This window comes from Nocardia brasiliensis ATCC 700358 (assembly GCF_000250675.2).
Lineage (GTDB): Bacteria > Actinomycetota > Actinomycetes > Mycobacteriales > Mycobacteriaceae > Nocardia > Nocardia brasiliensis_B.
Genome location: NC_018681.1, coordinates 5,482,244 through 5,506,092, shown reverse-complemented (window position 1 = coordinate 5,506,092; position 23,849 = coordinate 5,482,244). Strand labels below are relative to the sequence as shown.

Below are 23,849 nucleotides of genomic sequence, written 5' to 3'. Positions count from 1 at the left end.
CGTGTCGTACTGTCCTGACATGACATGGGCGGAGACAGGGCGCTGGCGAAAACACGCTCCACCTTTTCACCATCGTGTTGAAGATTATGCGCAATTCCGCCCGAACTACCCGATGGCAGCCACGGACTGGGCGCTGAAGCAGTGCCGACGCCGGAACCTGCACATCCTCGATCTCGGCTCTGGGACAGGCAAATTGACCGCCAATCTGGTGGCGATCGGAGCGAGGGTAACGGCCGTGGAACCTGACGAGTGGATGCGAGCGACTCTGGCCGATCAATATCCTCAGGTGGTTGTGAAGGCCGGTAGCGCCGAGGCGATCCCCCTGCCGGACAATTCGATGGATGCCGTGCTCATCGGGCAGGCGTTCCACCTGTTCGATCGAGATCGAGCTCTTTCCGAAGTTGCCCGAGTGCTGCGCCCCGGTGGCACCTGCGCCGCACTGTGGAATCAACATGACACGATCGTGCCCTGGGTGTCCGGTCTGCATCAGGTCGTCCCGTTTTTGGCGGAGGATTCCGAAGAACAACGCCTGCCCGCGCACGAGTCGTTCACGAGTGTGGAACATGCCGGATTCGCTCAGGCATGCCCGTGTACCGTGACGTCGCTAACCGGGATGATCGGTACCCACGCGGTCGTACGGGCGGTTTCCCAGCGAGAGCGAGAGGCGTTGCTGAACAGTGTTTCGGAGTACCTTCGAGAAGCTCCCGCGCTCCGCGGAGAGACTTTCGACTTCCCGTTGGTAACCGAAGTCTTTCGCTGCACCCTGCGCGTATGAGCCTGGAAAGCACAGGATTCGTGACTACCGTCAACTTGTCGATTCTCCATGGAGCGATTCGCTGCGAATCGCGCCGGAATAGCTTGTGCAGCAATGCTATTCACGCGTCATACTTGGAATCATGATCATCACGCGCCGCTCGGTGACGCCGGAGTTGTGAGAAATGATCACGATCGCCGCGGAGGGCTCGCTGCGGTCCGGCTTGTGGCAGCTCGAGCCGTCACATGGCACCCTCTCGAGCCGTATACCGTTGAGCAGGCCCATCAGACGTTGCAGCAGCGCCGTGGGCGCGGTGCTGCCCTTGCCCTCGCCAAGAGCGCCGCGATGTACGCCCTCGACTACATCCAGAACGTATCGCCGAGCTGCGGAGGCTCACCGCTCGTCGCACCGATCCGGTCGCCGACCGCACCCACACGATCAACCGGCTGCACCAGCAGTTGATCGCGGCTGGGTGATCCGGTTGAGCCGCTACCGGCGCCACAAGGCGATCCGCCGCGCCGGAGTTGACCGCCTGATCCAGGTCCTGACCACAGCGGCTCGGCTACGTTGTGAACGCCGCCGAGAGCGCGGTCACCGCTGCCAGAGCCCAGACCGTCTGCTTGCCCGGCATGGGATTTCGGCTCGATGCCGACTTCCTCACCGACATCGGCGATCCCGGTTTGATCGCCTCTGTCGACCATTCGGCCGTGCCGGCACCGGTGCTCCGGAACTTGAGAACACACCGGACGATTGCACGTTCCCAGCCGCTACGACAGATTCCGCGGCGGGTGTTCTACATGTCCGCTTGACCGGCCTTCGCAGCCGCCCTGAATCGGATCTTCCCCAGCCATGGGTACTGAACGATGTCGGTTGCGGTGACCTTGCCTACCGTGGAGCTATGGCAGATACAAAGCTTTTGAGCGAATTGCTCGACATCGAGGGCCGGGGCTGGGACTCGCTGTGTGACGGCACCGGCGCTGAATTCTATGGCTCCCTGATGACTGGCGACGCGATCATGGTGCTGGCCAACGGCATGATCCTGGACCGCGACGGAGTCATCGCCGCACTGCAAGAATCGCCACCTTGGCGAACCTACGAGATCCGCGAGCCACGAGTCATCGACGTCGGAGTGCACAGCAAGATCCTGGTCTATACCGGCGTCGCCTACCGCGACGGGGCCGAACCCGCCTTCACCGGCCTCATGTCCAGCGTCTACCTCCGCGTCGGCGGCGAATGGAAACTGGCTCTCTACCAGCAAACCGAGGTCACCGGCTGAATTCGTCTTCGGATGGACGATGCTGCTGAAGTTGCGCCGTTGTGACGCTATATACCGGTTAGCGGCTGGGCTGTGGCTGGCGATGACCGCCGCGCCGGCGACACCGAGGTGCCGTCCAGTCGTTCGCTCGATGGTCGGCGCGGCCGCCACGGCTGGCGCTCGCGGTTCTATGCTTGTCCGCGGTCTGAGCGCATCCGGCTCGGAAGCTCTGGCGGGTCCGCGAGTCCTGTGCGGAGTGCATCGGTCGCGAGTCCGGCATGCCGCTGAAAAGCTCGGTGCCGCTCGGGTCGATGTCGTCGTCCGTACTCCCAAGCGTGGGAAAGCAGCCTGTGTTCAAGGTGGTCTCATCGCTACAGTCGGCGAACATCCGCCTGACTTAACGTCTATTACGAGACTCGGTTATGAGAAGCCATGCAACATATCGAACTGGTGAGCCATATGGGATCTCTCGAACCGCACCTGTGGTTCGAAAGTGTGTTCTGGGCAACGGCTTCGGGTTTTGATGCTGCTCAGGGCGGTCGTGGTATCCGGACGCGTGATGACGGCAACGACATCGTCGGGTGGGCTATCGGCTTGGTTGTCGTTGTCGTGCTTTTGATCGCATTCGTTTTTGCGATCCCCGCCTCGGATTCCTCTCGCATCGAGCGGAAAAAGCGGCGGCAGTTGCGGAGAATGGAAGGGGCCGGTCGGCAAGGTGGGCGGCGGTACCTGCGTCGCCGGTGATCAGCCCGGTATAAATATTTTGTCGAAATTTAGGAGTAAAATGTCGAAGATCAGTTTCGGGCGATCTGGTCTGCCCGTTTCGGCAATGGTTGTGCTTGTTGTCTCGGGCTTCGTATCCAGTATCGGCGCCGCTGCCGGCCCGGCGTATTCGCGGGACGCGCCTCCGGACTCGCACTGCTGGGTGAACCGTATGGAACCGCCTCGGGCCATGGGTGAGACGATCGTATTCGATGCGAGCATCAAGTGCGATCCCAAGCCCGTACACTCGAACTTCATCATGAAACTGATGAAAGTAGATCATGGGCTTCAAGGCGCGCCAGAACATCAGGTGGCACGCCATGAATACAGCGATCCGCGATACAGCCTCGAGGACGGGTTTTTCTTTACCGAATATCACGACTGCAGCCGCAACCCCGCTGCGCGGGTAGATGGATACTATACCCTGCTGCATATAACTCAATGGAACGACGGTTTTCCCACGATTCTCGATGTCAAGACGGAATCCAGAAACCTGCTGTGTTGACCGAGCTCGCTGGATGAGGATGCCCCGTGTCTGCTGATGAACTCGTGCATTATGCCGCTTTCATGACACCGCCTCGATCGATCTTCGGCACGGGCATACTGTTCGAAGCCGCCGTTATGTGCACACCCCATGAACCTAGACACCCGTATTTCGAGCTCGCCCTGATGAAGATCGACTACCGCTCGCCGGAACGAATGGAGTTCGAGGTAGGCCGAGTCGAGTTCGATGACCCGCAGTATTCATCCGGTGGGGGCTATTATCTGTCCGGGTGCTACGTTCGTCGCGCGGGCCGTGAAACTGGGAGCGACCGCTATTATGTGGTACTTCGGATGTATCAGATCTACGACGAAGGTGTGGCCAGCGCGATTGCAGACACGAAACCGCCGGTCCTGATTTCCTGGTGATCCACGCGCCGCCGCTCTGGGTCAATGATCGCGATTGACGGCGAGAGAATTGAGTGCGATCAAGGCTGCGCTATTCGCGGGATCGGGGAGCAGTCTTATCGCTATGGCCGCACGATCAATCGCCGCCCGTGCGGTGTAGGACCGGCCTCCTGCGCCGGCGATCAACGTGATGGCCTTTGTGATCTGGGCTGCGGTCAGCGGGATGTCGGAGCGATAGATCTGCTCCAGCTCGACGGCTTCCGGCGTGCCGGATCGTAACGCGGCCACCACCGGCAGTGATCTCTTCCGTCGTGCGATATCAGCGCCTGCGGGCTTTCCGGTTATCTCCGGATCCCCCCAGATCCCCATCAAGTCATCGGTGAACTGAAAGGCCATCCCCAGTTCTCGACCGTAGCGATCGAGTGCATCGACCACGGCCGGGTCCGCACCCGCGGACAATGCACCCAAGGCGCACGAACATCCCACCAGCGCACCGGTTTTCCCCATCGCCATCCGTAGATAGGACTCGGTGTCGATGTCGCCGGCTGCCTCGAAGGCGCAGTCCTCGAACTGTCCCCCACATGCCTCGGTCGCTGCCGCTTCGAGTCTGCGGACGGCGGCAAGAATCGCACTGTCTTGCCACGGCGCCTCGGCCAGTAACTTGACTGCCGCCGCGTGCAACGCGTCGCCGAGCAGTATGGCGTTGGTCTTACCCCAGACGGACCATACGGTGGGGCGTCCGCGCCGCAGTGTGTCCTCGTCGATGAGATCGTCGTGAACGAGGGTGAAATTGTGTAGCAATTGCACCGCTGCGGCGGCGGATACCGCAGTGGCAGCGTCACCGCCACAGGCTTGCGCCGCGGCGAACACGAGAGCGGCACGAATCGACTTGCCCTGCCGAAAATTGCCGCGCGTCGCTTTGCTATCCCACCAGCCGAGTTGGTAGCCCGCCATAAGCGGCATCGGACCCGGCAGTTCTTGCAGTGCGGCCTCGAGCGCCGGCGCGCACCGGCGGCGTGCGGCCAGCAGCAACTCTTCGGCATTGTGCTCGTCGAAACCCTGAGAAGATTCTGTAACCATGCGGTTTACCTCGCTACCGAGTGATCGCCCACATAAAGTGGGTGTCCGGAAGTCAGGAGTCAAAAAATTTGCGGGCAAGATGTCGCGTCGATGCGGAAGGTCTTGCGTCAGGGTCGATTATCTTCATGTCTAGATATCGACGTGGAGCGTGCGCTGACCAGTGGTGGGAACAGTACAGCCGCAGCTGCACACACAAGTTCCCGTCGCTGGGAATGCGCTAGCCTTCGACCTCGGCGGCGCGTCAAACCGTGTATTGACCTTCGGTAAAGCGCATTCATGATCCTAAATCCGAAGCGGAAGGCGGGGGAGATGCTGCTGCGCGCCGCCTCCGCTTTTCCGGGTGGCATTCCCTGGGGTGGTAAGGATCTATTCTCGCAGGGTGGATAAGACTCTCGACAGCATCGGACATGCGGCTATGGAGCCGACTGATTGCATCACTGATGCAGCGACTGAAATTGCGGCGAGCACGAAGCTTTCAGCCTTTATCGATCGTCACTTCCATGGTTCGGACTATTATGAGGTGGGACGAGAGAAGATCCGTGAGTATGCGGCCCTGGCACGGTGCGGCCACCCTGCGTATCGCAGCGACGACGCGGCGCGAGAGCTCGGATATCCTGGGTTGCTCGCTCCCGCGGCCTTCTTCTCGATGGTGGCTACGATGGTCCAAGGGGCACTGCTCGGCGCTTACGTCGATGGTCCCGGGTTCCGGTCCATCATCCAGACGGACCAGCAGGTCGAGTTGCACCGGCCGATCGTGGTCGGTGACCGACTCGACTGTGAGGTGTGGATCGACACGTATCGCCAAACGTTCGGTGGTGACCTGATCGGCTTGACGAGTGTGCTCACGGATCCGACTGGTGCACCGGTCGTCACCGCGCGCACCCGACTGGCAAGCCGGGCCGACCTGGATGAGCATGTGGCTGCAGCGATCCGAAACGTGCTCATGCGCAGTGCCGCGCCGGCGCCGACTTTGCAGGCTGAGCGCAGGTGGGGACATGATGAACGTTTCGTCGCGGCCGAGACGATGGTTGGGCCCCGCCGCGCGCATTTCACCGTCGCGCACCTGAGTTCGTTTACGGATATCCATGTCGGTGCGGAATTGCCTTCCCGCACAGTGTTTCTCAACTCCAGTGACCTCGTTCGATATGCGGGGGTGAGTGGCGATCCGAATCCCATTCACTGGAGCCCAGGCATCGCCGAGCTGTTCCGGCTCGATTCCGTGGTAGCGCACGGAATGCTGACAACCGGTATCGGTGCCGGATTCGTAGCCGCGTATCTCGACGACCCCGGTGCGATCAGCGCATACCGCATCCGGTTGATCAGCCCGGTCTTCGTGGGCTCGGAAGGTGCCACCATCGAGTTCGGTGGCCGGGTGAAGTCGATCGATGCCGAGGAACATACGGTGACGGTCGGGCTGACGGCGAAGCAGGAGGGACGTGAGATCTTCGGCCGCGCTAACGTGACCGTACGCCTGCGTGCCGACGACACTGGCGCGGTCACACCGGAACCTCCGCTGTGAGCAGCCAATACGGAACAGGGCCGTCATAGAAGTACTGATGACCCACGAGGCAGCCCTCGTTTTCGAGGGCGAGGCAGATGACCGAGATCGGCCGGAGGACGAACCGCTGCGCCGTGTGCGGCAGGTCAGCCATCGCGCAGGGATCGCCGACGCAGACGATCAACCGTCCGCCCGGCCGGATGATCCGCACGAGTTCGGCGCAGGCGGCAGTCAGGTCCGGCACAAAATAGAGCGTGTGGACACTGATCGCGGCGTCTACGCAATGGTCGTACAGCGGCAGGCTAGTGAGCTGCCCGCACGCCAGCGTGAGCCTGCCGTCGGCTGCTGCGGAGCGGAAAAGAGACCGTGCGCGCGTGACCATATCTCTGGATATGTCGATGCCGTAGACGAATCCGTAGGGGCCGACGCGGTCGAGCAGCAATGAAATTCCCAAGCCGCCACCGAATCCGATATCGGCGACGACATCCCCCGGCTCGGCGTATGTCGCGTGCACCGCGGCCTGAATGGCGGTCCGGTTCAGCCTGTTCATACGTGCCGCCACCGATGCGCTCCAGATGCCGTGTGGATTGGCGAGTTGGTTGGCTAGAGCGATTTCGAACGACCGCCGAATTCTGATCACTAATTCACGGTACGCGGCGATCTGGAAGCGGTCTGTTCCCAGAGCTGGATATCCTGGACGCGCAGTCGGCGAGTAATTGGTATGTTTCTGCCGTCGTACGTAAGGCAATGTGGATGGTGTAGCGTGGAGAAAACCGGCGTATTCGGAGCAGAAAGCGATTTCGCGGAGCAGCTCAACGCTTTGTTCGAACAATGGCAGATCGATCACGGGCGCCTTCTCACGAATCGTGAGGTGGCTGAGATGGCGACCGCCGCAGGCTATCCCATGTCGGCCTCGTACCTGTCTCAATTGCGTTCGGGCGCGCGTGACAATCCATCGTCGACCGTGCTGTCCGGACTTGCGCGAATATTTCATGCGTGCCCGGACCCCGCGCCGACCCTGGTCGGTGCGGCGGCTGCGGCCCGGGACGTGCAGGTGATTGCTGCCGTGATGGATACGCGGCTGCGCCGGTTGCTCAGCCTGACCAACGGGCTGTCGGAGCCGGCATGCGACATCTTGATCACGTTCAGCGACAAGCTGCGTCGGGTGGAAGGTTTGCTCGTGGACACCACGGAATCCCTGGCTGCTTTGCTGCGGACGCTGGCAAAGGGTGCAACCGCGACGAATGGCACCAAGATCCGCTGAGGTCTGAACTGCGGTGGGTGAGGATGGATCTCCTCACCCACCGCAGTTCGTTGTAGTCCTTAGGATCAGGCGATCAGGCACCCGAGCGTCGCGCCGAGCAGGACGGCCAAGGGCACCGTCACGATCGCGCCGACGATCAAGAGCAGCGCGCCGACGACCGCGCCGATGATCCCCCCGATGAGGCCACCGATCACGAGGCCCGGCGCGCAGCCCAGCAACACGACATCCTTGACGACGCCCTCGGATGAACGACTGACCTCCTGGATCTTGTTGACGTTCTCCCGGAAAGCGGCGGGATCGCCGACACCGGCGGCTGGCTGGCTCGCCGGGTGGAGCGTGAGTGTGGTTCCGTTGGAATCGATCCGCGGACTGAGTTGGACTTCGTGTCCTTGTGCCTGCATGGTCATCGGCATCCGGGCGAGGACCGTGCCGTCCTGGCTGGTCACGGAGACTGTCGACTGATCTTCGGACAGATGGAATGCACCGTCGTGGAGGGTGGTGCTTACCCCTGCGCCGTCAGCGCTCAATCCTGAGGAATAGCTGACGCCGCGGTCGAACCCGCTCAGCACAGGATCGGAGGTGGGCTGCCCGTAAGCAGTGGCCGCTGTGACGGCTGTTGCCGCGATTGTCAAAAACGTTGTAGCGGCGATTTTTTGAGCTCTCATGATTTCCCTAATGTCGCTCTGGCCAGGGGGCCGAGTTCGGCTTGGACATGCCTGGACAACGTCGGCAACCGCCGACGGCGGGAAGGCGATAGTAGTTTGTGTCGATGTCCGGACGTGATCGACCTGTACAGGCTACCGACGCCGAAATCTCAAGTGCCCCGGCTGTTCCCATGGCTGGCGGCGTCAGCTGGGTCCTTGTTTCGGACGGCGGTATCGTTGCGCGGCAACGGCTTCCTTGTGTCCGCTGTCACCGATATGAGGGTGTTTCGCCGGGTCCGTGCGTGCAGTGGAAGTGTTCATGGAAAATGAGTGAGGGTTCCATCAACCGAATTCGATCCCGGAACCACGGGGGTGGACGTCGTAGCGTTACCGTGCTGGAGGCGATCCAGGAGACCTTGAGCCGGGTCCATCGGAGTAATCGCGTCCTGAACGCGTTTTCTCACGTCGCCGATGTCAGTGCGCTGAGCGCGGCGGACAAGATGGATCGGCAGGTGCCGGCGCATGATGCGAAATCGGCTCCGCTGGCTGGGGTTCCGTTCGCGGTCGGCGATCTCGACGAGTGCCGTGGTATGCCGACCCGGTACGGCTCGAATCTGCACCAGCATGCACGTCCGTCCGCGTTGGAGGGGCCGATGGTGCACAGGCTACGAGCGGCCGGGGCGATACCGATCGGCAAGACAGCGGTGTCGGAGTTCGGTTGGGGGCCGGTGGCGCGCACCGCGACAGGGGCGGTTGCACGGAACCCGTGGCGTTGGACGAGGTCGCCCGGTGGTGGTGGCGGCGGGGCGGCAGCAGCGGTCGCTGCGGGGCTGGTGCCGTTCGCAATCGGATCGCATTGGTGTGGCGGCATCCGAATTTCGGCAGCGCACTGCGGAGTCGTCGGATTCAAACCGAGCCAAGGATTGATCCCGTTGAGTGGACTGTGCACGCCGGGCAGCTACGGGGGCGATCTGCACTGCGCGGGTCTGCTGACCACTTCGGTGGCGGATGCCGCGCTGTTGCTGGAGCTCGTCGCCGGACCGTATCCGTACGACCGAGCGTCCTCGGTACACCATCCACAACCCTATGTCGACCAGGTATCGCAGCCCACGCCGCCACGTGTCCGCCTGGGCTGGCTGTCCGATCCGATTCGGTCGCAAGGGGATTCGGAAACAAGCACACTCGCCCGCGCGGCGGCCACACAGGTCGCCGCAGTGTTCGGTGCCCGAATGATGATGGTAGAGCTGGCACTCGGCGACACGGACGCCCTGATGACGCCGGCGACGGTCGGACTGGCCACCATGCTGGAAGCGGCCGGGTCGGTATACCACAGCCTCGAAGAGTGCGGACCGGACGTGCGAGCCGTGGTAGCCACGGTGATCGATGCTAAAGCTGGGGTCAGCGGATTGCTCGCTCGGCTGGCGCACGCCGAGCAGTGCCGGATGCGATTGCAGATCCGCACCACGGAGGTGTTCGAGCGAGTGGATGTGTTGCTCACCGTGGCCGCACCCGACGCGGCGCCCGCGGTGGTCGACGACGGAGCCGATGGCCTGGGCCAAGGACTGGGTGTCGAATCACGCGACGTACTGGCCAACGCGTGCTGGCTGCCGGCGGTCTCGGTCCCAGTCGGCTTCTCTTCGGCGGGGTTACCCGTCGGATTACAGGTCATCGGACGGTATGGCCAGGACAGTATGGTGCTGGCGGTCGCGCGGGTGGTCGAGCAAGTGTGCGCGCATCGGCCGATGCGGCACGAGATGACGATCGAGCAGGGGATCCGATGACCGAAATCGTGCTGCGCTACGCGGCCGAGGAGGATCTGCCGGAGTTGTGGGCGATGCTGCGGCAGTCTGCCAGCTCGCTGGGAGCCGAGTCGGAGTTCACGGTGTCGATGCGTGGCCTGCGGGAGGGGTTGTTCGGGCAGACCCCGGAGCTCAGCGTTTTGGTCGCCGCGCGCGTCTACGAGGTTTGCGGGATGGCGACCTTCTATCCGGTCTACTCGACATGGCATGGGCGCCGGGGGATTCACCTCGAGGACCTATATGTGCTGCCTGCCTATCGGCGTATCGGAGTAGGGTCGATGCTGGTCGGCGGGCTGGCTCAGGTGGCGCTCGACCGTGCGTACACCCATGTCAGGTGGACGGTGCGTGGTCGGAGCACGGGGGCGATCGATTTCTCCGGCAGCTTGGGCGCACGCTATGTCGGCAACACCGACCACTACGATCTGTCAGGTGCCGAGCTGCTGGACGCGGCTGCCGAGACGAGGCCGCCCGAAGAATCGCGATGAAACTCCGATACTGATGAGGTCAGGCGATGGGCGGCTCGCGGCGGCGGGTTGCGTGCGCTCGGTCGCTCTCTGACATGCCGCCCCAAATTCCGAAGGGCTCGCATGCATCCAGCGCGTGGGTTCGACAGGCGACGAGGACGGGACAGTCGCGGCAGATCTCTTTCGCGCGGGAGGCCCGTGCTTCCCGCGCTTTTCCGCGTTCGCCTTCCGGATGGAAGAACACCGAACTGCTCACACCCCGGCAGGCTGCGTGCATCTGCCATTGCCAGACGTCCGCGCGTGGGGCTGGGAGATTCAGGGGTTGGCTTATGAACATGAAAACACCACCAGTCTGCGAGGGGTACGTACCGCCGGAGGAATAGCAGCGCTATTGCGTAGTGTCCGCGCGATATAGCATAGAGGCGTCCCCAACCACGGGAAACCTCAACCGCTGCGGCTGCTAAGACGCGACGAGCAGTGACGTGATCGCACTCGGTGAAACTGGCCGATGGAAGTACCAGCCCTGTGCGGAATCGCAACCCATGGCGCGCAATTGCTCGGCCTGGTGACGGGTTTCGACGCATTCCGCGGTGGCGGTCGAATCCAACGCGTGAGTGAGGTCGATTATCGCCTGGAGTACCAGGAGATCGCTGCGCGAGGTTGTGTCCGGGGTCCGAATGCGACGTACGAACTGGCCAGCCAGTTTCACCGCGTGCAGCGGGAGCTTCCCGAGCAGGGCGAGGCTGGAGTATCCGGTACCGAAATCATCGATTGCGATGCGGACGCCGCGTGCGGCGAGGTTCTGCAGTGTTTTCGTCGGTCGGCCGGTCGCATCGATCGCAGTGCGCTCGGTCAGCTCCAATTGCAGTAGGCTCGGCTCGATCCGGGCCTCGGCGATAGTGTTGCAGACGCGTTCGAGCCAATTCGGATCCGCGACCTCGGCTGCGGATATATTCACGTTGACGGTTGGAGTGTTGCCCAGCCGGTGCCAGTTCTGGATATCCTGGCACACCCTCGTGAGCACGGTCGTGCCGAGCTCGGTGATATGCCCATTGTCTTCGGCGAGATCGATGAATCGCGCCGGTGCGAGTGTTCCGTATGCGGGGTGGCGCCAGCGCACCAAAGCCTCGATGGCAACGATCGACTTGTCAGCCAATCCGATGATGGGTTGATAGTCGAGGAAGAACTGGTTTTCCGCCAATGCCTGCGGTAGGTCGGCCAGCAATTCGGCGCGGGCACGCTCATTCCGCTCCCGGCCCGTATCGAACACCCTAAAGGTATTGGGCCCTACGGCTTTTGCCCAGCGGGCCGCGAGTTCGGCAGCGCGTACCAGGTCGCTACCCGAACGCTGTGTTCCGGTGACTGTTACGCCTGCGCTGGCGGTGATCCGCAGGCAGCGACCGCCGATCTCGAAAGTGCGAGCCACAGTATCGAGGACTGTGCGTGCGAGGGCCACCATTTCGGCGGCGTCGCCGCACCGGGGTACCAGGACCGCGAATTCGTCGCTGCCCATCCGGGCCACTACGCGATCCGGTTCCGGCACGCAGTCCCGGATTCGCGCCGCAGTCTGCGCGAGAATCTCGTCGCCGGCTCTGAATCCCCATGTGGCATTGACGGTTCCGAACAGATCGAGGTCGACGTAGCACACGCCGATCTGTGCGTCGTTCGCACTGAGGACGACCGCCACGTCTTCGAAGAATCGCGATCTGTTCGGCAGTCCGGTAAGTGCGTCGCTGTCGGGATCGTAGCCCCGCGCCCGGTCGGCGCAGTCGCCGTGTGATCGCTGTTCGGCGACAATGCGTGCTGCTGTCTTGGCGGATCGCGCGAGATTCTGTGCGGATCGCAGCTGTGTGCGTAGGGCGTGCTCATAGCCGTAGGTGAAGGCAGTAAGTATCTGTGTCGCTGAAGGTTTCGTGCGTGCGAGATCGGCGCAGGTGAAGTGCGCGTGTAAGACCGCGAGGCTGCGGCCCAGCGTTTCGCCGTCGCTGTCGTCGGCTTCCGCGAGTCTAGCGCCGGCCGCGACGATGCACTCGGTCGTGGATGCGTGGTGGACTTCGTGTGCCAATGCACGAATCAGTGCGGTAGTCCGCGGCCGGTCCATCGTATCGAGTGCGGCCGACCATCGGATGGCGAGTTGTACGTGCGTACTCGATTTCGGTGCTGCGTCGTGGGAGTCTCCGGCCATGAACTCGGATGTTAACGGGCTGCTGGTCACATCATGGTGGGGTCGATTCACCTGTGGGAAGCCCAATTGTTCGGCACAGCTGGCTCAGCTGCCGCAGGAATCGTGCTGAACATCGCGCAGTACCCAGCAGTTGGCACCGTTCGCTTTGGCACGGAGCAGTCGTTCGTCGGCGGCGTCGAGCAGCGTGGACGCGGCCATGGTCGACGCATCCGTCAGCACCGCGCCGATGCTCGCAGTCACGCGCACCCGGCGATCGTGCAGGGCGATGGGCGCAGTGAGCGCATCGAGCATGTCGCGCGCGACCGCGCCCACCAGTCGATCGTCTGCGGGTGGCGGGATCAAGGCGACGAACTCGTCGCCACCCAAGCGTGCGATCGTGCAGTCATGCTGTTGTACACCCCGCCGGAATCGGTCCCCGATCGCGCTGAGGACCTGGTCGCCGACGCCGTGGCCGTATCGGTCGTTGATTTGCTTGAAACGATCGAGGTCGGCATAGCAGAGTCCCGCCCGATCTCGCGGTCCGGAGGTGGCGACGATCCTGTCGATCTGTTCGAGCAGGTGCCGGCGGTTGGGTAGCCCGGTGAGTGGGTCATGTCTGGCCTGGCGGTGCAGTTCGTCACGCAGCTGGTGCTGCTCGGTGACATCCGCACCGACTGCAAGTAAGTAATCCGACTGTCCCGCAGTTCCTTTGACGAAAGTGATCGCGAACGACGCCCACCCGTAGCTGCCGTCGGCACGCAGCAACCTGCGTTCGATCCTCGAGGTGCCTCGACCGGCGGGCACAAGCTGTTGGTAGACCAGGGCGCGAATCTCGTCGCGATCCTCGGGGTGCGCGAAGTCGTACACCGAGATGCCGCGCAGGGCCTCGATCGGTACTCCGATCATGTCGGCCAGCCCCTGATTCGCTTCGAGTAGCGTGCCTTCGGTATCGCCGACCGCGATCGCGATGGCAGCGTTGTCGAACACTACCCGGAAGCGGTCGTCGGTCGATTGATGCATCGGCTGCTCGGCGCCCGCCGTGCGTGGCAGCCATGCCTGGCTGTGCCCGTGACCGAGCGCGACGAGCAGAGCTGCGAGTCGTCCAGGAGCATCGGGATGCGGGCACCTCGTGGCGAGCTCGGACAGCACCCGCGCCGAGTCGCTCAGCGCCGGGCCGGGAGCGATCCGGGCGTGGGCCAGTCGTGCACCCACGCGAGTGCCCACGTCGACATCGAAGGCTTCGGTCGACAGGGCCGCGGCGAGTTGCTCGACGGCGTCGGTGAGGAGCGGCAATATCTGAATTCGGTCCTCCGGCGTCGGCACCGCACTGGTCAGCGCCCGCCACCAGGTTCTGGCCAGCACCACCCATTCGGTTTCGCGCACTGTGGGTCCCTTCGCTGTTGCCGACTGGAAACCGACCGCTCCGCAGCATCGTGAGCAGACACGGTACGCAGACCCTGCGCCGCGTGGCGGTGCGCCTTCCCCGCCCTGGCGATAGCTCAGTGTCGGGTGTTCTCGAGAAAGATCGAAATGCCTTGGTATCGGGAGGTTGTCGTCTGCCATACCCAGGTGGCCTTGGCACCGTCGACGAGGTCGTCGGCGTGCGTGCGCACTGCTTCGGCCACCGTGCCCGGGCGGTCGTCGCACTTCTCGAGCAGCAGCGCATGGGTTCGGCGCAGGTCGTTGAACCGGTCGCGGACCAGTTCTGCGGCATTGAAAATGGCCTCGGCGAGCGTCGAGCGCGGCTGGTTCAAAAGACACACCGGGATGAGGTTGAAATCGGACCGGTCGACAATGCATTCCTTCTCGAAGGAGAAGATGTCGTTCATCAGCGCGGCGAACTGCACAGTCAGCTCCCGGAGTTGCGTGAGAGGCGCGTCTAGTTCGGCCTCGCGTATCCGATCCCAGCTCAGGTATTCGTTGCGGGCGAACTCGTACAGGGCGACGGCCGGACGCATGCCGGAGACGTGCCCACGGATGTCGATATATTCCGCGACGGTGGGTACGGTGCCGCGGGCGCGGGCGTTGTGGTCGCGAATCGCGAGGGTCAAATGTTCGATGGTGGAACCGATGAAGTAGTCGAGCCAGTCGTCGGCGGCTTCCCGGACGAGCATGCTACGGAATTCGGCCATTGCCTCGGTGATCGGCGTGGGGTCAGCCGTGGTGGAACCGGTATCGAGGGTCTCGCAGAGTCGCAGAACGCCCTCGCGTGCCGCGAATCGAGCGGCGTGAGTGAGGTGGGGAAACTTCTCGCGGCCGACGGTGTCGTTGAGCCAGAACAGGATCGCGTTGAAGATGCCGATCGTCGTCATGCGTTCCGCGGTGACGGCCGACCGGTGCAGATAAGGGGTCATGCTGTTGTAGTGCGGGCCGTCGGCGGATAGCCAGATGCTGTGCCGCCGGCAGAAGCGCTCCACCTCGGCGCATGCCAGCGCCCCATACCTGTTCGGTGTGAAGTCTCCGCAATAGTCGGCGATGTCGCAGTCGGCCATGCTGAACAGGCCGCGCAGCGACCAGCGGCGGCCTTGCTGGCGCATGGCGAGATACTGCGCGCGCATAGTAGATATCCGCCATTCGACCGCCGGTCGGTAAGGCTCGCCCATCGTCTCATCTCCTCCGATTGGATCGTTAGAACGGTGACATCCGCTGCCGGACAACGCGAATAGCGCTCATGCCAGGGTTGGGACGTCGGGGCGACCGATGGACACCTTTCAGCCTCGAGAACAGTGCGGCGGCCGCGCTCCGGCTTCGCTTTAGGGTCGACACGGCTTCGCTGGTGCCATGTCCGCCACACATTCGCAGGAGACGATTCCATGACTATTTCGCGCCGTGCGCTGCTGGCCGGAGCGGCTGTCGCGACCGCCCACCTCGCAGGGCCGCGTCCGACGGCGAGTGCCGAACCAGCACTAGCGGATTCGGCGTTCGCGGCGGTCTATCGCGCGGTCGCCGCCCAGGCAGGCGGGCGATGGCACAGTCTGGTTACCAACGTGACTGCAGGGAACGCGGAAACTGTTGTGGCGCAAGACGAGAACTTCGTGATCGAAGGTGCCAGCGTGCAGAAGCTGGCTGTCGCGACCGCATTGCTGGACGCGGTCGACCGTGGCGACCTCGCACTCAGCGACACGGTCGAGTTGACCGACGATGTCATCGCGGGGGGCGCCGGCATATACCACCGCCAGGTGGTGTACGGGGATCGTCTAACGCTGTCGAATGCGCTCACCGCGATGCTCCAGGTATCGGACAACACTGCGGTCCGGTTGATCGGTTCGGTGCTGCCCGGCGTGGAAATAAATCGCATCCTCGCTGCGAAGGGGTTGACGCGGACCAGGGTGGATCCGCTGCCGGACAATCCGAACCGTTTCTGGCTCGGCGTGACCACGCCGCGGGAGATGAATGAACTGCTCGTTCGGTTGGTGAAAGGCACGCTCTTGTCGGAGGCGTCGACCGCCGCGATGCTTCGTGTGCTGACATGGTCGAGCGTCGGCTACGTCGACGGTGTGCGGCGCACCATGTCGTCGATGGAGCGGACGCGGGTGGCGACGAAATACGGTGCGGATGATGATCGTCGGCACGAGGCCGGAGTGGTATTCGACGAGGCAGGCGCACCGCTGCTGGTGTATGCCTATTTCGCCGACCAGGTGCCGCAGCCGGGCAACTTCGGGTCCACGAACCCAGTAGTCGAGGCGCACTCGCTGCTCGGTCGGGCGATGGTGGACGGATATCGGAAGCTTTCCAGCCTCCAATCGCTGTTCGATCCTGTTCGGACCCATCGCGAGATCACCGCAGGTCGGCAGCCGGGGTGACCGCGCGCGTGGGGCATCCTGTCCGCGTCGGCAGTCGGATCGCCACAGTTGGGAAGTGGATGATGAGCCGATCCAGCAAATGCTGTTGACTCGCAGATGGCCCGCCACGGCCCGCATCGTTTCCCATCCGATGTGTCACGGGATCGCCCCCCATCGCTCACGATCCCCGGGCCGCGGCGGCGCCCTCGATGATCGCCGCCCACGCGGCGGATAGTTCTGGTACTCCCGCGCATCCAGCTGGCGATTTCAGCTGTGGGGCAAGAAATTTCAGCTTCCGCACCCGGAAGACCTGGGTGATTTCGGAGCTGGTATCGAATGGTGGCGTCAATGGACGAGATGCTCAGTGTGATCGAATCGAAACTGCAGCGTGCGAAAGCGTTCTTCGGACCGGCCGATGGGATCGGATTCGAGGTGAACGCGGATTCGCTGCAAGCAGTGGAAAGCGATGTCGAACGGCGGCGTGGAGAACCGGGGTGGGATCCCGATTCCGACGAGGCCGACGAACTGGTGTGGCTGGTCGGTGCTTTCCTCGGGGCGTGCATCATCGACGTCACACAAGGGGATTGGCACGTCGATGATCGCGGAGTTCCCGGCGTGCGGTTGCCCAACGGTGTGGTGGCGTTCCCGTTCGGTAAGGCGCGAAAAGCGTTGCACAGCGGTGTGGACGGAGGTGAGTCGCTGGTCGGCTTCTATCGGGTTGTGGTCGAGGGCTTCGCGGCAGCAGAAAATGTGGCTGTCCCTAAGAGCCGTTTGCGCCGTCCCGGGCTACTGACGAAATGGACTCCGCCCAGGGGCAGAAATTGACCCGTCGAGCGACGTAGTTCGGCTGATCTGCACGGGTCTTCCCAGCGCTGGGCACGCAATACGCTCGCGTCCGGGCGCGTAGCGCGACGCATCGCAGCCCGTCCGATGCTCTTTGCTGCGCATTGTCCGACGTACCGGTTGGGCCACCAGCCTGTTCAAGACGATAGAGAGGCAACAAGATCCATGCACTTCCGTACCGCTGGTCTGGGTAGATCGAGCATTGTCTGGCGAATCACGCGTGGCAGGAGGAGTTACCGAATTTTCGCTGCCGCGGCGGTCGCGATGACGTTCGCGGCCGGCGCAGCGATCCCAGGGGTGGTTGCGGCGGAACCGATGCGGCGTGTGAACCACGGGGGTTTCGAAAGGCTGATGGTGCCGTCGTCCATGGGGCCGATTGCCGTGGAAGTACAGTGGGCCGCGCGTGGGGGGAGTGCGGCGCTGTATCTCTTGGACGGTCTGCGTGCGCAAGATGACCGCAATGCGTGGGCGAAAGAGACCAACGCGCTCGATCAATTTCGTGCCGACGACATCACTGTCGTCCTGCCGGTCGGTGGGAAATCAAGCTTCTACGCAAACTGGTACTGGCCGTCGAACACCAATGGTCAGAAGATCACCTACAAGTGGGAGACCTTCTTGACGTCGGAGCTCCCGGCCTTTCTCGAGGGCTACGGAGTTTCGCGGACCAACAACGCGGTCGTGGGTCTCTCGATGGGCGCGACTGCGGCACTGGCCCTGGCTGCCTACCACCGTGATCAATTCAAGTACGCCGCATCGTTCTCAGGCTACCTTTCTCTCTCGGGTCCCGGCATGCGGGAAGCGATACGGCTCGCGATGCTGGATGCGGGTGGTTTCAACGTGGATATGTTTGCACCGGTGTCGAGCCCGCAGTGGTTGCGCCACGATGCGGTGGTCTTCGCGCCGCAATTGCGCGGTTTGCCGATGTACATCTCAGCGGCTTCAGGCCTGCCGGGGCCGTATGACCGCCCGGCATCCGCAGTCGGCGTTTTCAACACCGCTACCGCTATGGGACTCGAGGCCCTGTCGCTGGTGACGACGCGTAGTTTCCAGGCCAGGCTCGACTCGATCGGTATTCCGGCGCGTTTCGAATTCCCAAGCGCGGGTACGCATTCCTGGCCGTATTGGCAGGGACAGCTGTTTCAAGCGCGCCAAGGAATTCTGGACGCGACCGGCTCTTGGTAGCTACTGGTAGTTACGGACGCAGGACCGAAACCGACGGTGTTACTTCCGGATTCACGCGAATTCGGAAGTAGCCCGTCGTCGACGCACCTGAATCGAGGGTCCGCTCCCGAACAGGCAGTGGGCCTGACGCCTGTTCGGGAGCGGGATCACGCGCGGCCGGTGCAGCCCGGCAGTGATGTGCGGGAAGAGCATCAGTCCGGCGACCGCAGCGTGACGTTCATCGGACCGCCTGTGCTGCAGGCGATCCGGAGTCAAATCTAGTCTTTCGCCGAACGGGTTCCCAGCCCTGGCACGAAAATGCGGGCGTCGTCGATCTCGTTTCGCCACAACGGGTTCGGGCCGACGTTGTCAGCAATCCAGTATTCCCAGCGCTGACAGTAGCTGGTGTGTCGACGTACATTGCCACGCGATCCGGACGAGCGTCCGGAGTTCGGCAGTGAGGAAGCAGTATGAGGTTCGCTACATTCACCGGCACCGCACTCGTCGTCGCGGTGGCAATGGGAGCCATCGTGGGCCAAGCCGGCGCGCGCCCTCCGGAAGAGACGACTGTCGGGTCGGCATTGGGCATCGACAAGGGCGTCGAATACCACGCTGGGCTCACCGCGCCCGGTGAGGTCCTGACCACAGCTGTTGCCGGAGGCCTGTTCGAAGCGGCGGAAGACGGCACGAAGATGATACTGCGCTCAGGTGGTGGCGAGGTGGTCGCCGAGATACCGCTGACCTTCCAGGCCGACGGGCACAAGCTGAGGGTCGACGGACAGATCGCCGACGACGGACGTAAGTTGACGTTGACCCCGCGTACCGCGGTGGAGATCGGTGAGATGCAGCAGGTGAGTTCGATGGCCAGGCTGGTCGCCGAACTCGAAAAGAACGTGGTGGGCATGGTCGTCGGAGGAGTACTCGGCGGGATCATCGGCGCGGTGCTCGGTCTGGGCTTTCTAAGCCTGCTCACTGGGCCGATCGGACTGGTGGTCGGCGCCGCGGCCGGTGGTTTCGTGATGGGTGGCCAGCCCTTTTCCGACGCTGTGTTCGCGGTGCTCAATGGCCAGCCCTGAGCCGCCGTTCGTGGTCACACCGCGCGAGGGCCAGCGGGCTCGCGCGGTGATGTACCTGGGGATGCTCGCGGTGCTCACCCTGCTCAGTGCAGCCGTGGCGATGCAGACGGAAGACTCGCGAACACCTGTCCCGCAGGCCAGCTCTCCTACGAGCACCCAGATTTCCAGTCTTGTCGAAAAGAGTCAGGAGCCTGCGCCCGGTGCGCTTGCGCCGCCTGAGTCGCCCCACGCGGCGCCGCGGCTCGCCGTCCCGCCGCCGGCGGCTCCCGCGCCAGCGACGACCGCTCCGTCGAGTGCGGAGGCCACGGCGGCGTTGTCGAGTGCCGCGCAGGCGGCGGTCCCGGATCCGGTGGTGCTCGTCGGAGAATGCGTGATGCCGGGCGACACGGCGGTGACCAGAGCCGAATGTGGCAGCCTCGCCTCAGGTTATCGCGTGGTCGGAAAAATGGATGACTCCGGTCGGCGCTGCCCCGCAGACGCGGATCGGGTGCGCGAATACGCGGGCGAGAGCCTTTGCCTGGATGTCGATTGGGTGGTCGGCGGCTGTCTTGTGCTCGCCGGCGGGCCACGCAGAATCGATTGCGGGGGACCGGATCGGCGTGGCGGGCTACAGGTACTGAACGTCCTGTTCGCCACCACGGACGTGAACCGATGTGCGCTGGGTGACCGCGGCGTCGTGTATCAGCAGCGACAGTTCGTGGTGTGCGTCGCCGATCTCTGATCGGTCATCACGGCGCACAGTGCCGGAGACGTTGCGCGGCAGACTATTCCGTCAGGACGCTGCGGCAGATGGTGAGCACGGACGTTGCGGCCTGGCTGCGCCGGGGTGTTCCGCGGGAGTACGCGAACTTTGATCGCGAGTCACATAGGCCCCGCCTTCGGCGGGGAGGTTCGGCGGCTGGGGAGCTTCGCTTGCTGTCGCGCTGCGGATCAGATGACACAGGCGCCGTTCGTGCACCAGCATGCGCGTCCCTCCGGCACGAAATCCCACGCGCGATAGTCGATTGTGAGGCGATCGCCCGCGGTGATCGAACGGTCGGAGACAACGATGACGCGGTCCCGGACCGTGAGGTTCGGTGTACAGCTGTGGTTGATCAAGTCGATGCCCGAGAGTGCCTCCGGTGGGTGGCCGACCAGCCCGTAGAGAACATCGCCCGTCCGATACATCTGGACGGTGTACTTGTGCATATCGGTGTCGATGAATGTGCCGTCGTCCAGTGCGAATTGCTGTATCTCGCCGTCGAAGATGCCTATGAGCGTACCTGCGGCGATCGCAGTTTTCGCTATCAGTCCTTTTTCACCTCCCGGTAACAATTCTTCGGTCACTATTTCGAAATTGGTATAGGACACGGTGACTCCAGGTGCATGGTGTCACATATGGCACCGGGGGACGATGGAAGACATTCATGCTAGTTCGGTTGTCGAAGCTGGCCCCCCCGGTGCTGGGAAGCTGTTTTCGCCTGGTATCGAGCATCGGAGATCGACGGAGCTCGGCAGGAATTACCATTGCCGCAGGCCTGGCACGGGCCGGGGTGTCCCGCCGGAGTTCGTGGTACCTGAGATCCGACTAGCCCCGCCGAAGCGGGGGTGGACTAGGGCGGGCGTGAGGCTCGGCCTGTTACCACCGCCTCTGGGAAGCGCCGATACTTGGGCTTGTGTTCGCAGGCTGGAAAGCATCGACCAGAACCGGGCCGTGTGGCGAGTTCCAGTATTCGGTGCCGTTATTGCTTCTAGTCTTGTCCGGGCACCTGGTCTGGTGTCTCGGGATCTCGATCGTCGATGGCATCATGCGGATGCTCCGCGCGGTCTTCAAACAAGTTTTCGCCTAGGCGCGATGGGTGTGAGAATGTCCTTTTTGGATTCACCGGAGTTACGGATGGCCGGCAACGCGGCCCACGACGCGCTGTGGTCGTTCGCGGGTCCGGTCATGGCCAGGAACGCTGCGGTGGCGTTGCGGTTCGGCGGGCCGGGTGTAACGATCGCGATGATGGCTGGCGGTGCAGTCAGCCAGGTCATGATCGATGACCGGTACGGTCGACTCCGCAGGCCTGAGGATTTTGCCTGGTCGATCGGTCGAGGGGCGTTGAGCACGCTGGTAGGGGCAGGCGTCGGCAACAGGATTGCGGCCCGGTGGGGTCCGCCGGGCACCGAAGCGGAACTGGCAGCGCGTGTGGCGGCGGGCCGGATGCTCGGTGGTGCGTCGATGAATTGGTTGTCGAGCTTGCCGCTGTCGCGTCAGCTGACGGACGAAGCGCGCACCGGGCTCCAAAATCTTGTTGATTGGACGGGCGATCTCATACCCACTATTGATATCGGCGCAGGTGTGCTCCTGCCAGGCATGCCGGATCGGCTGTTGATGCCGGGTCCGCACATCTTGCGGCCAGAGAGCGAAGACCGTTACCGCAGCGCACCCGGGATTCTGGCGGCACACTGGGGGAACCTTGGTGAGGAGGGCAAGCTGGGCGTTCCGCCACCACCGGCTCTCCAAGTTGTGCGCGGGCGTGCGCAAAGCGGCATCGATACGTACGGTGATCTCGTCCAGGGGCAGGCCGCCGCGATCATGGCTTACCGAACCGCCGACACCGGAATCCCGGAGTCGGTCGATCGTTCGAGAAGGCTTGTCGGCGAGGCGAAAAAGGCGATCTTCGACGTGGTCGAAACCTTGAACCGCAACGCGCAGACACCTCCGCCGACACAGTTCGCGACGCAGGACGAATGGACTTTGCATTACCTGGACAACGCGTTGCACGATGCTCAACTCGCCATGCGGAAGGCTCACCGTTCGTCGGCGAGCGTGGGCGAAGCTATCGGGGCTTTGGCGAACAGCGTCTTCCGGGATGCGCCGCAGGGCGCGATCGAGGCACCGCGGGACGCCGCGACAACCTTCCCAATTGTGGCAACGTGATCGGACCGTACGCGGTTTTACGATCTGTTCGATGAAAGAAGCATCAATCAAGGGTGGTTTCACGGTGGGCTTGTTCGACAATGTTCTCGGAAACGCGGGCAGGGCCGATTCGCTGCAGGCGCAGAAGGAGTACGGCTTCCTGCTCGTAGAGAACGAACAGGTTTGGGCCGCCTATCTGCTGATCCGGGACATGATCCTGTTCACCGATCGGCGCTTGATCTTGATCGATAAGCAGGGGCTCACGGGGCAAAAGGTTAGTTACCACAGCGTCCCGTATAAGTCGATCGTGCATTTCACCGTCGAGACCGCCGGGATGATAGATCTGGACGCAGAGCTCACCGTGTGGATCTCCGGCCAGCAGAAGCCATTACTGCAGAAGCGCTTCGGCAGGAATGTCGATATCTACGAGGTGCAGGCGATCATGGCGATGTTCGTCGCGAAATGAGGTCCGCCGTGCCGTCACGAGACTATATCGGTCTGTCCGGAGCAGTCAGTGCTGTCATAGGTGGCGGAGCCCTGGTGCTCGGGATTTTTATAGTGCAGCAGCCCGATAGGGCCGAGGCGGATCTGGAGTTGCAGGTGCGGAGTAGCCGCGGTACTGCTGAAGTCCGTGTCGATCAGGTCGAGTGGGGCGAGGAGCTCTGTAAGCGGATGCCTGACAAGGGGATATCCGTCGGCCGGCTGAGCCATCTGGGTGTGGCGGCGGGATCGGTGCAGCAGGCTGTGCTGGAGTCCGTCGTGGGCGCCGATGGTGATGCACGTGTCGTGCGTTGTGCGGTGCGCTAACCGCTGCTGCTTACGTTCGTGCGCCTGCGTCGCGGTAGAGGGCCGCGCGCTCGAAGGATCGCGTGATGAGCTTGTCGACCAGCTGAGTGGTCGCCGTTAGCCGGAGATCGGCGCCCGTGACGGCGGGGGAGGTCTCGGGCCGGTCTGTGGCACGTGGTGCGCGCTGGAGTAGTACGAGTCGCCGGTGAACAATGCGATCGCAGTCTATCTGGACTTTCTCCAGCTCGTCGACCACCTCCGCCGCCGGTATCCCCGCCTCGATCAGCTGATCGGTGAGCCGGGCCAGTTCGCTGTCGGTGACGCGATAGTTGGCGGCATCGGCGGGCTCGTACAGGCCGAGCGCGACAACCCTGGCGAGCCCGTTCGGTATCCCCGCGTAGCGGGCGGCCAAATCGCCCGCCGGGATGAGGCACTCCGCTGCGCCGCCGTCGACTCGCACGCCCAGGATGTCGGACAGCTGGTCCCCGCGATCCATCGCGTTGAGGAGTTCGCGTATACCGTTGAGCTTTATTCCGTTGTTCAGCAGACGGCTGATAGTGCGTACGCGGCTGAGATGTTGCGGGCCGTAGAACCCGGTGCGTCCCTTCATCTGCGGCGGGGGCAGGACGCCGCGCTCGTGGTAGACCCGGACGCTACGGACCGTCGTACCGGCCTGCTCGGCCAGCTGCTCGATGGTGAACTCCCCGTTGACGGCCATAACACAAGGTAATCACAGATTCGCCGG

At 63.2% G+C, this 23,849-nt stretch carries 26 protein-coding genes and 1 pseudogene; 18 read left to right on the top strand and 9 right to left on the bottom strand.

The genetic code is table 11. The features are described from left to right. The first annotated feature begins 19 nt into the window (after positions 1-19). The 6 genes and pseudogenes from O3I_RS24185 to O3I_RS44955 all read left to right on the top strand — a co-directional run bounded on the left by O3I_RS24185 (position 20) and on the right by O3I_RS44955 (position 3,680). Complete coding sequence (locus O3I_RS24185; protein ID WP_041564263.1) at positions 20-775, top strand: class I SAM-dependent methyltransferase; 756 nt, start codon at positions 20-22, stop codon at positions 773-775. Between the two features lie 332 nt (positions 776-1,107). Further along, positions 1,108-1,452: pseudogene (locus O3I_RS46415) on the top strand (IS110 family transposase); the annotation flags it as partial. Positions 1,453-1,652: 200 nt separating this feature from the next. Further along, on the top strand, positions 1,653-2,030 hold the full coding sequence (locus tag O3I_RS24175) for a nuclear transport factor 2 family protein (protein WP_041562830.1): 378 nt from the start codon (positions 1,653-1,655) through the stop codon (positions 2,028-2,030). 411 nt (positions 2,031-2,441) lie between these two features. After that, the gene (locus tag O3I_RS44960; RefSeq protein WP_141692151.1) at positions 2,442-2,753 is read left to right on the top strand and encodes a hypothetical protein; all 312 of its coding nucleotides are present in this window, start codon (positions 2,442-2,444) and stop codon (positions 2,751-2,753) included. 40 nt (positions 2,754-2,793) lie between these two features. Further along, the gene (locus O3I_RS24170) at positions 2,794-3,276 is read left to right on the top strand and encodes a hypothetical protein (protein WP_141692152.1); all 483 of its coding nucleotides are present in this window, start codon (positions 2,794-2,796) and stop codon (positions 3,274-3,276) included. A 26-nt stretch (positions 3,277-3,302) separates the two neighbouring features. Beyond that, a complete protein-coding gene (locus O3I_RS44955; protein WP_141692153.1) occupies positions 3,303-3,680 on the top strand; it encodes a hypothetical protein in 378 nt (125 codons plus the stop codon). 21 nt (positions 3,681-3,701) lie between these two features. Here O3I_RS44955 and O3I_RS24160 read toward each other — a convergent pair whose 3' ends face one another. Continuing rightward, entirely contained in the window at positions 3,702-4,739 is a 1,038-nt protein-coding gene (locus tag O3I_RS24160) for a polyprenyl synthetase family protein (protein ID WP_014985616.1), read from the bottom strand. A 379-nt stretch (positions 4,740-5,118) separates the two neighbouring features. Here O3I_RS24160 and O3I_RS24155 point away from each other — a divergent pair, with 379 nt between their 5' ends. Further along, complete coding sequence (locus O3I_RS24155; protein ID WP_141692154.1) at positions 5,119-6,258, top strand: fused (3R)-hydroxyacyl-ACP dehydratase subunits HadA/HadB; 1,140 nt, start codon at positions 5,119-5,121, stop codon at positions 6,256-6,258. Here O3I_RS24155 and O3I_RS24150 read toward each other — a convergent pair. Further along, positions 6,236-7,084, bottom strand: a complete 849-nt coding sequence (locus O3I_RS24150) for a class I SAM-dependent methyltransferase (RefSeq protein ID WP_237748123.1) — start codon at positions 7,082-7,084, stop codon at positions 6,236-6,238. The genes O3I_RS24155 and O3I_RS24150 overlap by 23 nt on opposite strands. Before the next feature lie 33 nt (positions 7,085-7,117). On the opposite strand from O3I_RS24150, the gene O3I_RS24145 reads away from it, so the two are divergent. Then, positions 7,118-7,501 (top strand): transcriptional regulator, encoded by a 384-nt coding sequence (locus O3I_RS24145; RefSeq protein WP_141692155.1) that lies wholly within the window; start codon positions 7,118-7,120, stop codon positions 7,499-7,501. 65 nt (positions 7,502-7,566) lie between these two features. On the opposite strand, the gene O3I_RS24140 is transcribed toward O3I_RS24145, so the two are convergent. Beyond that, positions 7,567-8,166, bottom strand: a complete 600-nt coding sequence (locus O3I_RS24140) for a hypothetical protein (protein ID WP_141692156.1) — start codon at positions 8,164-8,166, stop codon at positions 7,567-7,569. Between the two features lie 104 nt (positions 8,167-8,270). On the opposite strand from O3I_RS24140, the gene O3I_RS24135 reads away from it, so the two are divergent. Then, complete coding sequence (locus tag O3I_RS24135; protein WP_081594097.1) at positions 8,271-9,926, top strand: amidase; 1,656 nt, start codon at positions 8,271-8,273, stop codon at positions 9,924-9,926. Further along, positions 9,923-10,429 carry a GNAT family N-acetyltransferase gene (locus O3I_RS24130; RefSeq protein WP_014985610.1) on the top strand — a complete coding sequence of 169 codons (507 nt, stop codon included), beginning with the start codon at positions 9,923-9,925 and terminating at the stop codon, positions 10,427-10,429. The genes O3I_RS24135 and O3I_RS24130 overlap by 4 nt, the downstream gene beginning before the upstream one ends. A gap of 19 nt (positions 10,430-10,448) precedes the next feature. On the opposite strand, the gene O3I_RS43995 is transcribed toward O3I_RS24130, so the two are convergent. From O3I_RS43995 to O3I_RS24115, 4 genes are all read right to left on the bottom strand, one after another. After that, positions 10,449-10,739: a WhiB family transcriptional regulator gene (locus O3I_RS43995; RefSeq protein WP_086006288.1), complete on the bottom strand. Its 291-nt coding sequence runs from the start codon at positions 10,737-10,739 to the stop codon at positions 10,449-10,451. Between the two features lie 129 nt (positions 10,740-10,868). After that, positions 10,869-12,509, bottom strand: coding sequence for a putative bifunctional diguanylate cyclase/phosphodiesterase (locus O3I_RS24125; RefSeq protein WP_014985608.1), 1,641 nt, complete (start codon positions 12,507-12,509; stop codon positions 10,869-10,871). A gap of 168 nt (positions 12,510-12,677) precedes the next feature. Next, positions 12,678-13,955 carry a sensor domain-containing diguanylate cyclase gene (locus tag O3I_RS24120; RefSeq protein WP_014985607.1) on the bottom strand — a complete coding sequence of 426 codons (1,278 nt, stop codon included), beginning with the start codon at positions 13,953-13,955 and terminating at the stop codon, positions 12,678-12,680. Between the two features lie 116 nt (positions 13,956-14,071). After that, positions 14,072-15,229: a terpene synthase family protein gene (locus O3I_RS24115; protein ID WP_237748122.1), complete on the bottom strand. Its 1,158-nt coding sequence runs from the start codon at positions 15,227-15,229 to the stop codon at positions 14,072-14,074. Between the two features lie 69 nt (positions 15,230-15,298). Between O3I_RS24115 and O3I_RS24110 the strand changes: the two genes are divergently transcribed. The 5 genes from O3I_RS24110 (at position 15,299) to O3I_RS44950 (ending at position 20,155) form a co-directional block, all read left to right on the top strand. Next, positions 15,299-16,375: a serine hydrolase gene (locus O3I_RS24110; protein ID WP_202804870.1), complete on the top strand. Its 1,077-nt coding sequence runs from the start codon at positions 15,299-15,301 to the stop codon at positions 16,373-16,375. A gap of 327 nt (positions 16,376-16,702) precedes the next feature. Continuing rightward, on the top strand, positions 16,703-17,179 hold the full coding sequence (locus O3I_RS24105; protein ID WP_014985604.1) for a hypothetical protein: 477 nt from the start codon (positions 16,703-16,705) through the stop codon (positions 17,177-17,179). A gap of 183 nt (positions 17,180-17,362) precedes the next feature. After that, on the top strand, positions 17,363-18,379 hold the full coding sequence (locus O3I_RS24100) for an alpha/beta hydrolase (protein WP_253186354.1): 1,017 nt from the start codon (positions 17,363-17,365) through the stop codon (positions 18,377-18,379). 449 nt (positions 18,380-18,828) lie between these two features. Continuing rightward, a complete protein-coding gene (locus tag O3I_RS24095) occupies positions 18,829-19,434 on the top strand; it encodes a hypothetical protein (protein WP_014985602.1) in 606 nt (201 codons plus the stop codon). 46 nt (positions 19,435-19,480) lie between these two features. Beyond that, positions 19,481-20,155 (top strand): hypothetical protein, encoded by a 675-nt coding sequence (locus O3I_RS44950; RefSeq protein WP_141692159.1) that lies wholly within the window; start codon positions 19,481-19,483, stop codon positions 20,153-20,155. Between the two features lie 209 nt (positions 20,156-20,364). Here O3I_RS44950 and O3I_RS24085 read toward each other — a convergent pair whose 3' ends face one another. Then, complete coding sequence (locus O3I_RS24085; RefSeq protein ID WP_014985600.1) at positions 20,365-20,784, bottom strand: SET domain-containing protein-lysine N-methyltransferase; 420 nt, start codon at positions 20,782-20,784, stop codon at positions 20,365-20,367. A 526-nt stretch (positions 20,785-21,310) separates the two neighbouring features. Here O3I_RS24085 and O3I_RS24080 point away from each other — a divergent pair. From O3I_RS24080 to O3I_RS24070, 3 genes are read left to right on the top strand one after another with little or no spacing between them, the layout of a single operon-like run. Beyond that, positions 21,311-22,339, top strand: coding sequence for a hypothetical protein (locus tag O3I_RS24080; protein ID WP_014985599.1), 1,029 nt, complete (start codon positions 21,311-21,313; stop codon positions 22,337-22,339). Between the two features lie 31 nt (positions 22,340-22,370). Next, entirely contained in the window at positions 22,371-22,784 is a 414-nt protein-coding gene (locus tag O3I_RS24075) for a PH domain-containing protein (protein ID WP_202804869.1), read from the top strand. A gap of 8 nt (positions 22,785-22,792) precedes the next feature. Continuing rightward, entirely contained in the window at positions 22,793-23,125 is a 333-nt protein-coding gene (locus tag O3I_RS24070; protein WP_141692160.1) for a hypothetical protein, read from the top strand. 10 nt (positions 23,126-23,135) lie between these two features. Here the strand turns inward: O3I_RS24070 and O3I_RS24065 are convergent, their stop codons facing one another. Continuing rightward, positions 23,136-23,822 (bottom strand): MerR family transcriptional regulator, encoded by a 687-nt coding sequence (locus O3I_RS24065; protein ID WP_014985596.1) that lies wholly within the window; start codon positions 23,820-23,822, stop codon positions 23,136-23,138. Between the last annotated feature and the right edge of the window lie 27 nt (positions 23,823-23,849).

What these genes read in the sequence shown, in the direction of transcription:
- O3I_RS24185 (WP_041564263.1), top strand. Translation starts at nt 20, where the DNA reads ATGACATGGGCGGAGACAGGGCGCTGGCGAAAACACGCTCCACCTTTT.
- O3I_RS24175 (WP_041562830.1), top strand. Translation starts at nt 1,653, where the DNA reads ATGGCAGATACAAAGCTTTTGAGCGAATTGCTCGACATCGAGGGCCGG.
- O3I_RS44960 (WP_141692151.1), top strand. Translation starts at nt 2,442, where the DNA reads ATGCAACATATCGAACTGGTGAGCCATATGGGATCTCTCGAACCGCAC.
- O3I_RS24170 (WP_141692152.1), top strand. Translation starts at nt 2,794, where the DNA reads ATGTCGAAGATCAGTTTCGGGCGATCTGGTCTGCCCGTTTCGGCAATG.
- O3I_RS24160 (WP_014985616.1), bottom strand. Translation starts at nt 4,739, where the DNA reads ATGGTTACAGAATCTTCTCAGGGTTTCGACGAGCACAATGCCGAAGAG.
- O3I_RS24145 (WP_141692155.1), top strand. Translation starts at nt 7,118, where the DNA reads ATGGCGACCGCCGCAGGCTATCCCATGTCGGCCTCGTACCTGTCTCAA.
- O3I_RS24140 (WP_141692156.1), bottom strand. Translation starts at nt 8,166, where the DNA reads ATGAGAGCTCAAAAAATCGCCGCTACAACGTTTTTGACAATCGCGGCA.
- O3I_RS24135 (WP_081594097.1), top strand. Translation starts at nt 8,271, where the DNA reads ATGTCCGGACGTGATCGACCTGTACAGGCTACCGACGCCGAAATCTCA.
- O3I_RS24130 (WP_014985610.1), top strand. Translation starts at nt 9,923, where the DNA reads ATGACCGAAATCGTGCTGCGCTACGCGGCCGAGGAGGATCTGCCGGAG.
- O3I_RS24125 (WP_014985608.1), bottom strand. Translation starts at nt 12,509, where the DNA reads ATGGACCGGCCGCGGACTACCGCACTGATTCGTGCATTGGCACACGAA.
- O3I_RS24105 (WP_014985604.1), top strand. Translation starts at nt 16,703, where the DNA reads ATGGACGAGATGCTCAGTGTGATCGAATCGAAACTGCAGCGTGCGAAA.
- O3I_RS24100 (WP_253186354.1), top strand. Translation starts at nt 17,363, where the DNA reads ATGCACTTCCGTACCGCTGGTCTGGGTAGATCGAGCATTGTCTGGCGA.
- O3I_RS24095 (WP_014985602.1), top strand. Translation starts at nt 18,829, where the DNA reads ATGAGGTTCGCTACATTCACCGGCACCGCACTCGTCGTCGCGGTGGCA.
- O3I_RS24080 (WP_014985599.1), top strand. Translation starts at nt 21,311, where the DNA reads ATGGCCGGCAACGCGGCCCACGACGCGCTGTGGTCGTTCGCGGGTCCG.
- O3I_RS24075 (WP_202804869.1), top strand. Translation starts at nt 22,371, where the DNA reads ATGAAAGAAGCATCAATCAAGGGTGGTTTCACGGTGGGCTTGTTCGAC.
- O3I_RS24065 (WP_014985596.1), bottom strand. Translation starts at nt 23,822, where the DNA reads ATGGCCGTCAACGGGGAGTTCACCATCGAGCAGCTGGCCGAGCAGGCC.